We start from the raw sequence: 10,600 nt of genomic DNA on the forward strand, positions 1-10,600 counted from the left end.
AATTTTTAAAATATACAGAATTGACTCTTTAACTTTATTCATTAATTAACAAAATTCTTTGTGTTCAACATATTGTAAAAACAATTTAAAACAAGATAACCCATACCCTATAATACCAAAAACCTCCATCACATAATTACTATGTCAATGGTGGTTTTTATATTAATAGGTACGTTGTACGACTTAAGTACTGTCTCGTTGTTCTTGAATTATAATAAATCTAAGTCGTTTTTTCATTTTTAGTTTGAGAACTAATTGTGTTGCTTTTCATCACTAGGTTGTCTATAGACAGTTTGCCCTTAGAATCTAAAAAATCATTTTCTGTTGCTACCAAAACAACGCCGTTGTAATTTTTATAAACAAAATCCGTAATATTATCCCCAAGGAAATTAAATCTTTTTTGTTTTCTTTCTCCTAAAACAATTATGTCTGGCTGCGAACTATTAATGCGGTTTTCAATTTCATTTTTAATATTTCCAAATGCAAAAGTGGTCTTTATATCAACATCATTTTCTTTTGAAATTGGAGACACCAAGTCTTTAATTTTTTTCTCCGTTTGGCGACATACCTCACTAATTATTCGGATTGCTGATAAAGGACTTTCTGTTTCAATAACTTCTGTTGCCTTTTTTACATAAAAAACCTCAACATCTGCGTCAATTTCTTGAGACACATTCGCGGCATAACCTAAAGCCAGACTTGCTGTTTGTTTTAAATCTGAAAGTACGAGTATTTTGTATTTATTACTTTTCATAACGCTACTATTTTATATTAATTAATAATCGCTTCAACAGCTTTCATTTCTTTGATTTTTTGATTAGATGTTTCTTCTTTCCAAATAAAATTATAGGTGTATGTTTTAAATACATTTGAATCCTTAGGGTCTATAACTTTTAAATACATCCATTCATTATCTAGCAAGGTTTGTAGATGCTTGTTTTGTCTCAAAAGAGTTTCAACGCGCTCCAATGGTGCATGAATAATTGTTGTTAATCGTAAAGGTTGATGATACATTTCTGTATCTGATGCTTTAAGTGATTGTAATGGTAATCCCATTTTTAAATCACCTCCATTTCCTTGAACAACCCCAAATTGACCAGTGATGTTGTGAGTGATTTTTGAACCACCTCCAAACTTTTCATTATCTACCGTACTAAAATAATAATGATTGTTAATCCATTGCGTGACTACCATAGGTCCTCCCATAATACCTGCTAGCGCATCGCCTTGAGGGTCAGATTTCCAATCGTAGGAGTGCATAAAACAGCGTCCGTCTAAATTCATTGAAGCAGTAAGATCTCTAGATCCAACAATAAAAGCTGCGTTTTTTGCTAAGCCCCATTCAGGTCTTGTATCTCCCCAATTAACAGATTTCTTCTTGGCTAACTCAACACTACCAGAGGTTACGTTTAGTCGCTCCTTAGTTGCTGTTTGCTGAGCTTTTTCAAGATTTTTCTTCAAAATATCTAAACGTTCTTTGTGAGTTTCTGGTAATTGTGCGTCAAACAATACAATCTCATCTGTTGTTGTATTATGTTCACCTCCAATAAATACAGTGTCGTTTGGAATTTCAATGTGATGATCCACCATTAATGCGTTTTTCACATCTTTGTCATTTGCTAAAGATGCTAAAAGCCTAGCGTTATGTCGTCCTGGACTCGCAGCACATGCACCACAATCTAAACTAGAGCCAAAAGGATTATTAGCAGTGTGACTTCCGTGACCTACAAAAAGCACTAGTGGAGCAAAACCTTTCCAACCCATTAAGTCAAACCCAGATTTTACAATCGCTACTTTTTCTTCAAGTGCAATAACTTCGGTGTTTTTATCTCCGCCATTATATGCAATACGTGGCTCACAAAAAGACTCATAGTTTGTGTTATTTATCTGTTTCAGCTTAAAAAAAGATTTTGGAGCAAATGATTGTGCTACTAATGACAGCCCATAAAAAGCTCCTGCTCCTTCGACAAAACCAAAAGACGAAGGCAACATGTTTTTAAGACGTTTTAAAATCTGTAATTTAGATTTTAAAACTGCTTTTTTACTAATAAAGTCATTGTCTTGATTAGAAAGTTCTTGTTGAGGAGTTTCTGTAATCTTATAAGGAGAACCAACTATTGGCGGACAAGACTTAATACTAATATCTTCTTTATAATGTTGATAATCTGCTGCGATACCAAAAAAACCAGCGTACCCAAAAGTCTCAATATTTCCCGACGCTTCAACGTGTCGTCTAATCATTTCAGATCGTGTGTCAATACAAAATACCATCTGCGCATCTCGTGTCTTATTTTTCTCTTTGGAAGCCTTAACGCCTAGCGCATTACTTTTTAAATCTGAAACTAATTTGTTTTGAAACGTTGCCTCCCAAGCTTTAAGCCAAACGTGTCTCAATTGATTGTCAATGTCTTCACCATTCACATCAGTTTCAATTTCTAAAGGCATCCCCAAATGATTAGCGATTATTAACCTCACGGCTAAATAATCTTGTATATCAATAGGGAATTTTTGTTGCCAAATCGAGTTTATATCCTTTCTATGTTTAATATAACCAGTCCATCCCGATAGTGCTCCTATGTGTGCACTAAATATTTTATTATAATTTACAACTTCATGAGCACTCAACACCAATTCTAAAGCCTCAATACTCGTTTTTGGCAACTGCTTTAAGCTGGACGAACCAAAAGTTTTATCGTGTACCGCTAAAGCTTTCCAAGCATTATAAAATCCTTTGTCTTTATAAGGCATTTGCCATTCTGCAATACCTTCGTCCATAAATGCTGCTAACCATTTCGACATGATGACATCTAATTCTGATGTAGTCGTTTTTAAAGATTGACCATCTTCAATCTCCATAGCTCTTAAATAGTCTTTAGGTGCATCATGGAAATCTTTCTGCTTTAGCATTTTGACTAAAACAATGGTATCAATATCCTTTTTTTCTAAAGCTTGTCTATAAATATATGCTTCTGGGTAAGATTTTGACTTTAAGAAGCGTCCTGCCTCTTTTACTGCATCTTCAAAGGCTAGTTTCTCATAACCTGATAACGGGTTTGAAGTCACAAAAGAATATAATGGCCATGTTGTACCAATACGTTTAGAAGCAGCCTCTACACTTAATAAAATTTGTTCTTGCTTAGTCATAACTTATTTAGTTTTAAAAGAAACAATAGATTTGCTTACTGGCTGAGACATATTCATAAGCTTTACATAAAGCCACGGTATTTTCCTATACATACCTGATAACATAATGTAGAATGCTGCTAAAAACACAACTCCGAAAACGATGTGTGTAATAGTTAATGGTATAGCAACATGTGACATTGGCATATCGTGCATTAATACCGTTACCCCATTAAATACCAGAGCATATATTCCAATTCCCACAACGATTAAAAGAGGGGTTACCACCAGTTTTTGAGTTGCAGAAAGCGCTTTTTGGTTTAAGACGTTATACACAACCTGTCCCACGGTTATTGCAACTATGAATGTTAAGAAAAGTCCGCTATCAAAAGAAACTCCTTTTCCTGTAATATATCCAAAAAGAAGACCTCCCAATATTGCTGCGATAAGGATAACCAAAGTTTGCAACGGTTTAATTACCATAGTATCAGGTTTTTTAGGAAGCGTATTTTGAATCCCTTCTCCTGCTGAAAGAAACAAATAGGCTTTATAAAACCCATGGAGTATAAGGTGTGTGATTGCAGCTGTAAAAAAACCAAGTCCACATTGCATCACCATAAAACTCATTTGAGCAATGGTTGAGCAGGCCAGTTTTTGCTTAATGTTAACCTGAAGTAGTTTACTAAACTGCGCCATAATAGCAGTTAAACCTCCAATGATGAAGATTAACAGGAGCACATTTGTTGTAAAAAGTAGTGGTGCAAATATGGTCAACAATATACCTGCACCATTTACAAAACCTGCGTGCATAAGTGCTGAAGCAGGTGTTGGTGAAGTCATCGCAGACAATAACCATCTGTGAAAAGGAAAAATTGCCGACTGTATAATTGCTGCAATAATAATGCAAAGGGCTGCCGAAGTAGTCATCCATTGTGGTATTGAGTCTAAGCTAGCTAAAATCCCATCGATGGTATATGACCCTGAACTATAAGCTAAAATCCATACGGCTAGTGCTAGAAAAAATGTACCTCCTAAATAATTATATCTTGCGAATTTTGAAGCGTGTTGTGCTTCTTTCCATTCTGAGTCTATACCAATTAAACCCGCCATGGTTAAGCCCATTAAGAGCCAGAAGACAACTAAAATAATGACATTATTAGCGATTACAAAAAGCATAACCGACAATGAAAAAGCTAAGCAGAGTATTAAAAATTTAGGCTTCTTCTTAAATCCTTTCATGTAGTTGGACGCATACATCTGAACAACACTACTAAAAAATGTAACAACCGTCCAAATAACAATACTAAAACCATTAATTTGAAATATTTCTCCAAAATTCCAACTAGGGAAATCTGAATAATAATAGATTATCAGCGCTACATTAGTAAAAAACATTAGCCATGTTAACAGAATAAGAATACGCGATAAAAGTGTTTTCGTATGTAATTCTTCTAAATGATTAGTTGATGTCATGAATAAAAATCGTTGATGTTAGTTTTTTAGTTTATTAGCTAAAGATGCCAAACTCTTAGCATGGTGCAAAGTTGTAAAAACTATTTCATTAATTTTTATTTATATATTAAATAGACATCATAAGTAATATTTATGATTACATAAAGAATCTAGAATACACAAAAATAGGTAGATAAAAAAAAGAGCATCCAATGGATGCTTTTTTGTGTTTGTCTTTTTATATTGTTCTCTTAAAATGTTTTTAACATTTTTATATCGTTGCTAACAACCCAGCCTGTCTTGCCGTCACTTAGCTTAATTTTACTCCAATTAGATACTGTATCTATCACTTGTACTTTTGTGCCTTCATGAAGTTTAAAGGCTTCTGCACTTCGCAAATTAGGTTCGCTTTTGATTTGACTTTCCTGAGCAAAAACTATTGCTGGTTGATTTTTTTGTTCAAGACCATAGCTATTAAACGCAAAAGCGAGCGCAACAAAAGCCAATACTAAGGATGATAAACTTGTTACAAATGCCAAACGTTTTTTTCCAGTACTTTGAGAAAAGTAATACCTCAAAAATAGAAGTACAAAAAGCACAACTAATACAATAGATAATTTAGCCCAATTATCAAAAACCATAGTATTAGTAGCTTTATTTATAAGCCTAGAAAAACCAACCTCTGGAATTATCTCAATAGCATCAATAGTCATATTTTTAGCATACGCTATATTATTTAAGATCTCCTTATCATTAGGTTTTAATAATAAAGCCTTCTCGTAATAGTAAATACTTGGTGCTACGTTATTTAATTTATAATGGGCATTTGCGATATTGTAATACAACTCAGCAGAGTGTTCCTCTTGTTCCAAGATAGATTTATACCTACTTAAGGCTTCCGTATAATTACCATCATTATACAATACATTAGCTTGATTAAATGCGGCTGTGTTTTGAGCAAATGATGCTGTCCCAAATAGAAATACGAGTATGTATAATATAAGTTTCATCTCTATTGTATCTCTTTATCTATTATTGAAATTGTTGACGCCGCTTTTTCGTAATCTTGTTGCATTTCTACATTGGTAATTGGTGTATATCTTGCCAATTCACAATGCTCTAAAATGCTAATAAATTCTTTAACTGTCGGTTCGTTAACCTCTCGCTCAATAAGAATTTCTTCAATTTTTTCTTTACTAAAATCACTCGTTTCAATCTGTAGCTTAGCTTTTAAATAATTATGTAGTGCTTTTTCAAGAGCGATATAAAATGTGTCTTTATGACCTAATGCTTTTTTAGCTTCACCTAAATATCGTTTCGCTAGCTTATCTGCTTTTCTTATTTTATTTCCGAAAATATCTGCATTCCGTTTTTCCTTTTCTTTTCGGTATACAAGCGCTAAAGGAATCAATAAAAATGGAGATAATAGTGCGCTCCAAAAGGCAGTAGATTTAAAGAAATTATTAGCTGCTATTGGTTTCAAATTCGCCTTTGTTTTAATAAATGCAAATTGCGCATTATTAAGAGTCACTTCCTTTTTATTACTATTAGCAGCAGCCAAATTATCATCACCAGAAGAGGTGTTAACTGGACCTTCAATCACGTCAATAATAATTTCTCCAGACGACACATGCTTGTATGTTTCGGACTCTAAATCAAAATAAGAGAATGATATACTTGGTATTGGATATTTTCCTTTATACTGCGGAACAATAGTGTAACCATCTGCAATTGAGCCTTGCATACCACCTAAGTACGTTCTTATAGATTCGTTATGTTCTGGCTCGTAAACCTCTAAAGAACTTGGTAAGGTTAATTTTGGTAATTGAAATAACTTCAAGTTTCCTTTACCTGTAACTTCTACCGTAACTCTTAAAGACTCTGAAGCGTTTAACTCAGATTTAGAGGTCATCACATTAAACTTAAAATCACCAACTGCTCCAGTAAAATCATCTGGCTTCCCTTCTTCAGGCAGCGGCTTTACATTGATTGTTCTACTTCCTGCAGAGACTGTTCGGTTGGTTTGAGCCATATGCATACCACCAAAAATATCTCTTCGGTTTGTTGGTACCTCAACGGTAATGTCTAGTTTTAGGGGTTCTATCTCTAATTTGCCTGTTTTTTGCGGATAGAGAACCGTTTTCCGAAGTACAACATAGCGATAATCTTCTCCTTTATATTTTCCATTCTGGATTCTTAAACCTTTGGTATCAATTTTCTGACTCCAGAAATCATTATATCTAGGATTTTCCAATTCTCTCCAATTACTAACACCCGTATTTGGCGACACATAGAGTTTATAGACCACAGTAATCGCTTCGTTAAGATAAGGGTCTCCTTTAGAAATTTCAGCCACTAAATGGATGTTCTCAGACGCCACACTTTCTACATTATAAGGATCATTTGGTCGCTTTACAGCATTGGTAACTTGAACCGTTACGGCCTTTGTCTTGTAGATTACACCCTGAATTTCTATACTCGCACTTTTAATAATAAACCGTCCTTGCTTTTGAGGTGCTAGAAAATAACTATACGTTTTTGCATAAGAATGTGCACCATTGAGCCAAGAATTACTAACCGATGTGTTTGGTCCTCCTATGACCTGGAAATTCTCAAAATCTGGAGATTCAAAATTATCACCATCCTTATTCATCACAAAGTCAATACGCAAACGCTCATTTTGGCCTAACTTTGTTTTGCTCACTTTAGCTTCAAATTTAACTTGCGCAAAAACCATACTCGATGTGAGTACTAGTAATAATATCGATATGTGTTTTATGAGTTTCATCTCAATTTTTTATTCTGAAATGTTAAGACTTAACATTAACTTTTAATGCATTAGATACTATAGTCGTTGTCACTTGTTTCATTGAAAAGTTTGATCCATCTTTTTTGTTAGATGCATCTGCAATCTCTGCTGTTATTAGTAATTGTGAAGGTTGCACACTATAGTCACCACTTTTTATAGCTTTTAAAACATCTCTTTTCAAGACCACCATGCGATATGATTTCCCTTTAAAAGTTACATTTTCTACTTTGAGGTTTTCTAGTTTAATAGTCTCAAAATTAAAACCTGTATAACTTGGCTCTTCTAATAATTCCCAACCTGAAATCCCTATATTTTGAGATATATAAAGTCGGTATTCAATATTTAATTCACCCTTTACGGGCACTTGATTTATTGAAGCTTCGGCAATTAAATGAATATCGTCTCTTAAGTCTTTTGCTACAGATTCACTTTTTGCATTTTTCTTTAATTCTTTCTGTTCTTGAGCAAACCCAATACCACAAGTTAGACAGGTGGTCAACAACCAAATGTGTGTTAAATTTTTCATACTTAATTATATATCCATCAAAATCTTAATAGTGTTTGACTACTAAAACTTAGACTGTAAACTAAAAGCTACCAATCCTTTTCTGTTTTTATCTTAGCTCCTTTTTGCTTTTCGGCATTCATTTTTTCTTGAACCTTTTGTTCTTGATTATTCATAGCCTCTAACAAATTTTTAATTTGTTGAGGTGATAATTGACCAGGTTGTGGTTTAGGTTGTCCTTCTTGCCTCTTATCCTCTTTCTTATCGCCTTTACCTTGATCTTTTTCATCTTTAGGCTTCCCATCTTCATCTTTTTGGTCTTCACCATCCTTTTTGTCTTGGTCTCCTTTGTCTTTAGGGTCTTCTTTTTTCTTGTCTTCCTTTTTATCCTCTTTCTTGTCTTCGTTTTCTTTATCCTCGTCCTTATTCTCTTCTTCTTTATCTTGCTCTTGCTTCTGTTGTGCTGCGCATTCTTTTGCTATAGCAAGATTATAACGTGTTTCATCATCATTTGGATCGTTACGCAACGCGTTTTTATATGCTTCAACAGCTTCTTTACATAACTCTTCTTTCATTAGCACATTACCAATATTATGGTAAGCATTATGCTTTTCTATTTTTGAAGTTGCATTTTTTGCAGCTTCTGTATGACGATATAGAGCTTCTTCATAATTGCCTTTATCGTAATAGGTGTTTCCTAAATTATAAGATCCTGCAACGACAGATGGTGCTTGAGAAATCGCTTTTCTATATTCCATCTCCGCGTTGATGTAATTATCTGCATCTATCAGTTCATTACCTTCGTAGACATAATTTTTAGCACTTTCTAATGCTAATTGCCTCTCCCTTTCTTTGTCTTTGTCTTGCGCAAAAGACAATCCTGAGATTAACATAAATATATAGGTGATGTATAATTTCATGTATTCTTATTTATTGTTTTTCAATGGTCACATGCGTTCGCTATTGATAATTCTCTGTTATGATCACTCTTTTGATACGCTCGATTCATAAGCAATTGGTGTTTACTTTAATGTCAATTAAACAGGAGTAATACGTTTGGCAATATAGGAAACTCGGCAACTCGATATAGTTAAAGATTTTATAAAATATTGGATGGCTTGGTGTTGGATGGAATTGTTAGTTTTCAATGTTAGGTTTTTAGTTATAATTTAGGTGATATTTTACACACCTAACACAGACGATCGCTAGCATTAGAATAATTATAATCCTTAAGTCTATTTTGAGCACACGCCTTTGCTAGCGCTCGTCCAATGTCATTAAGTTAAGTAATTAAAATATTGATAATCAGTAAATTACACTTGTTTTTTATCTATAAAAAGCGTATATTTAAGTAGTAATCAATGACTTAACTATGAAAAAAAACTGCTAACTTTATCTTCGAAAAGATTAGAACTGAGATTTTTAGTGATGCATTAAAAACTGAGTTTAAAGTTTCAAAAGAGCATTTTACTAGAAACAGAAAACAGCGTTTTCCTTTACTTTTATTATTTATGATGAACTTTCTGAGAAAAAGTCTATTCCTAGAAATCGAGAACTTTACAAACCTTTTTAAAACGGGTTCTAACTTAAAGTTTTCTAAGAGTGCTTTTGTACAAGCAAGAAAGAAAATCAAACCAGAAGTGTTCGATAAACTTTCTCAAATATTATTAAGTGAATTTTATGCAAATAATGATGCCGCAATAAAATTGTGGAAGGGTTTTAGGTTGCTAGCTGTAGATGGCTCTAGAATCACGTTACCTATTACTGACGAACTTAAAACAATTTATGGCAAGACAAAGAACCAAAGTGAAACTATCATAATTCAAGCGAGATGTTCTGTTATTTATGATGTTCTTAATAATTATGTTCTTGATGGTGCTTTAGCAGCTTTGAAGCGAGGAGAAAGAGATCTAGCACTTAGTCATCTTGAGTGTTGTAATACTAATGATTTGATAGTTTACGACAGAGGTTATCCTTCGTATGATTTCATAGATCAGCATCTCAATAGAGGATTAAATTACCTAATGAGGGTTAAGCTTAGTTTTAGTAATCTTATCAAAGATTTTGAAAAGAGCGGTAAAAAATCCCTTATAGCAGAAATGTATCCTGGTAAAAATGCAAATCTTTCTGATAAGAAATACACTAAAAAAACACCTATTAAAGTAAGACTCATAAGAGTAGAATTAGGGAAAGGGCAAGTTGAGATTTTAGTGACTTCGTTATTGGATAGTAAGCTATATCCAGTAAATCAGTTCAAAAAGCTATATTTTAAACGGTGGCGAGTAGAGACTTTTTACGATGAGCTTAAAAACAAATTAAGAATTGAACATTTTTCAGGTTATTCAAACCAAAGTATTCTTCAGGATTTTAAAGCAGCATTGTTTGTTAGCAACGTACAAACACTTATTGTTAGCGAACTAGAAGATGACATTAAAGAAAGCAACCAAGTTAAAAAATATGATTATAAGATAAATGTTAATGTGTCATATGGTCTACTAAAAAATAGAGTTGTATCGTTATTTTTAAATAAGCAGTCACCTGAAATAGATATTGTAGAAGAGCTTAAATTATTGTTTAAATCAAATTTAGTACCTATCCGACCCAATCGGAAATTTGAACGAAATTCAGGAAAATATCGAACTCGCACAAAACCTAAAATAACTAAAAACCAGAGAGATGGTGTTTGAAAAAACCTTAACTTAATGACATTG

The 10,600-nt window shown here is 33.4% G+C and carries 8 protein-coding genes; 1 reads left to right on the forward strand and 7 read right to left on the reverse strand.

Going from position 1 to position 10,600, the window contains the following annotated elements:
• Positions 1–220: 220 nt before the first annotated feature.
• The 7 genes from H593_RS18935 to H593_RS0110315 form a co-directional block, all read right to left on the reverse strand.
• Positions 221–754 (reverse strand): universal stress protein, encoded by a 534-nt coding sequence (locus tag H593_RS18935; protein ID WP_051229697.1) that lies wholly within the window; start codon positions 752–754, stop codon positions 221–223.
• 17 nt (positions 755–771) lie between these two features.
• On the reverse strand, positions 772–3,144 hold the full coding sequence (locus tag H593_RS0110290; RefSeq protein WP_028872375.1) for a DUF2309 domain-containing protein: 2,373 nt from the start codon (positions 3,142–3,144) through the stop codon (positions 772–774).
• Between the two features lie 3 nt (positions 3,145–3,147).
• Positions 3,148–4,596, reverse strand: a complete 1,449-nt coding sequence (locus H593_RS0110295; RefSeq protein ID WP_028872376.1) for a proton-conducting transporter transmembrane domain-containing protein — start codon at positions 4,594–4,596, stop codon at positions 3,148–3,150.
• 230 nt (positions 4,597–4,826) lie between these two features.
• Positions 4,827–5,585, reverse strand: a complete 759-nt coding sequence (locus H593_RS0110300) for a tetratricopeptide repeat protein (RefSeq protein WP_028872377.1) — start codon at positions 5,583–5,585, stop codon at positions 4,827–4,829.
• A 2-nt stretch (positions 5,586–5,587) separates the two neighbouring features.
• Positions 5,588–7,363: a BatD family protein gene (locus H593_RS0110305; RefSeq protein WP_028872378.1), complete on the reverse strand. Its 1,776-nt coding sequence runs from the start codon at positions 7,361–7,363 to the stop codon at positions 5,588–5,590.
• A 22-nt stretch (positions 7,364–7,385) separates the two neighbouring features.
• Positions 7,386–7,910, reverse strand: coding sequence for a BatD family protein (locus tag H593_RS0110310; protein ID WP_028872379.1), 525 nt, complete (start codon positions 7,908–7,910; stop codon positions 7,386–7,388).
• Positions 7,911–7,978: 68 nt separating this feature from the next.
• A complete protein-coding gene (locus H593_RS0110315) occupies positions 7,979–8,809 on the reverse strand; it encodes a tetratricopeptide repeat protein (RefSeq protein WP_028872380.1) in 831 nt (276 codons plus the stop codon).
• A 498-nt stretch (positions 8,810–9,307) separates the two neighbouring features.
• Here H593_RS0110315 and H593_RS0110320 point away from each other — a divergent pair, with 498 nt between their 5' ends.
• Positions 9,308–10,576: an IS4 family transposase gene (locus H593_RS0110320; RefSeq protein WP_245585035.1), complete on the forward strand. Its 1,269-nt coding sequence runs from the start codon at positions 9,308–9,310 to the stop codon at positions 10,574–10,576.
• Positions 10,577–10,600 lie beyond the last annotated feature (24 nt).

Source organism: Psychroserpens burtonensis DSM 12212 (assembly GCF_000425305.1).
In the GTDB taxonomy this organism is placed as follows: domain Bacteria; phylum Bacteroidota; class Bacteroidia; order Flavobacteriales; family Flavobacteriaceae; genus Psychroserpens; species Psychroserpens burtonensis.

What these genes read in the sequence shown, in the direction of transcription:
- H593_RS0110315 (WP_028872380.1), bottom strand. Translation starts at nt 8,809, where the DNA reads ATGAAATTATACATCACCTATATATTTATGTTAATCTCAGGATTGTCT.
- H593_RS0110305 (WP_028872378.1), bottom strand. Translation starts at nt 7,363, where the DNA reads ATGAAACTCATAAAACACATATCGATATTATTACTAGTACTCACATCG.
- H593_RS0110310 (WP_028872379.1), bottom strand. Translation starts at nt 7,910, where the DNA reads ATGAAAAATTTAACACACATTTGGTTGTTGACCACCTGTCTAACTTGT.
- H593_RS0110295 (WP_028872376.1), bottom strand. Translation starts at nt 4,596, where the DNA reads ATGACATCAACTAATCATTTAGAAGAATTACATACGAAAACACTTTTA.
- H593_RS18935 (WP_051229697.1), bottom strand. Translation starts at nt 754, where the DNA reads ATGAAAAGTAATAAATACAAAATACTCGTACTTTCAGATTTAAAACAA.
- H593_RS0110300 (WP_028872377.1), bottom strand. Translation starts at nt 5,585, where the DNA reads ATGAAACTTATATTATACATACTCGTATTTCTATTTGGGACAGCATCA.
- H593_RS0110290 (WP_028872375.1), bottom strand. Translation starts at nt 3,144, where the DNA reads ATGACTAAGCAAGAACAAATTTTATTAAGTGTAGAGGCTGCTTCTAAA.